This window comes from Actinoplanes sp. NPDC020271 (genome assembly GCF_044388125.1).
Taxonomy (GTDB): domain Bacteria; phylum Actinomycetota; class Actinomycetes; order Mycobacteriales; family Micromonosporaceae; genus Actinoplanes.
Map to the genome: position 1 here is coordinate 1 of NZ_JBIRWQ010000089.1, position 1,294 is coordinate 1,294.

Sequence of the window (1,294 nt, forward strand, 5' to 3'; positions counted from 1 at the left end):
CCCCTGATGTGCGGGTGCATGAGGTGGATTTGTTGTCGTCGGGTGATCGGGAGTTGCTGGGTGGGTGGGCCGGGGTGGTGGGGCCGGTGGGTGTGGGTGTGTTGGGTTTGTTGCGGGAGTGGGTGGTGGTTGCTCCGGATGCGGTGGCGGTGGTGGCTGGTGGTGTTCGGGTGTCGTTTGCGGAGTTGGATGCGTGGTCGGATCGGTTGGCGGGTTGTTTGCGTGGGTTCGGTGTTGGTGTGGATGCGGTGGTGGGGTTGTGTTTGCCGCGGGGTGTTGAGTTGATTGCGGCGATTTTGGGTGTGTGGAAGGTGGGTGCGGCGTATTTGCCGGTGGATGGTGGGTTGCCGGTGGATCGGGTGGCGTTGATGTTGGCGGATTGTCGGGTGGGGGTGGTGCTGGGCCGGGAGGAGCAGTTGGGTGATTTGCCGGTGGGTGTGGCGCGGTTGGTGGCGTTGGATGATCCGGTGACGCAGGTGTTGCTGGCGGCGCCGGTGGTGGTTGCGCCGGTGGTGCCGGATCCGGCGGGGTTGGCGTATGTGATTTATACGTCGGGTTCGACGGGGCGGCCGAAGGGTGTGGGGGTGACGCATGGTGCGGTGGCGAATTATGTCGCGTCGGTGTCGCAGCGGTTGGGTTGGTGTGGGGCGGGGACGCGGTATGGGTTGTTGCAGCCGCAGGTGACGGATTTGGGGAACACGGTGGTGTTCGTCAGTCTGGCCACGGGTGGTGAGCTGCATGTTCTGGATGCTGATGTGGTGTTGGATGCCGAGGCTGTGGCTGGTTATGTGGCTGAGCATCGGATTGATGTGGTGAAGGTTGTTCCGTCGCATCTGGCGGCGTTGGGTGTGCGGGGTTTGTTGCCGGCGCGGTCGTTGGTGCTTGGTGGTGAGGCGGTTCCGGTGGGGTTGGCGGCTGAGTTGTTGGAGGCTGCTGGTGATCGGCCGGTGTTCAATCATTATGGGCCGACGGAGACGACGATCGGGGTGGCTACTGCTCGGTTGAGGCCGGGTGGGGTGGTTGCGGTGGGTTCGCCGATTGCGAATACCCGGTTTTTTGTGCTGGATGGTTTTTTGAATCGGGTGCCGGTGGGGGTGGCCGGTGAGTTGTATGTGGCTGGTGTTGCGCTGGCGCGTGGGTATGTGGGGCGGCCGGGGTTGACGGCTGAGCGGTTTGTGGCGTGTCCGTTTGTGTCGGGTGAGCGGATGTATCGCACGGGTGATCTGGTGCGGTGGACGGCTGATGGTGAGGTGGTGTTCGTCGGTCGGGTTGATGATCAGGTGAAGGTGCGGGG

At 63.5% G+C, this 1,294-nt stretch carries 1 protein-coding gene; it reads left to right on the plus strand.

From position 1 onward, the window contains the following. Positions 1-14 precede the first annotated feature (14 nt). A partial coding sequence (locus tag ACH442_RS48030) for an amino acid adenylation domain-containing protein (RefSeq protein WP_396344927.1) occupies positions 15-1,294 on the plus strand: 1,280 nt, incomplete at its 3' end.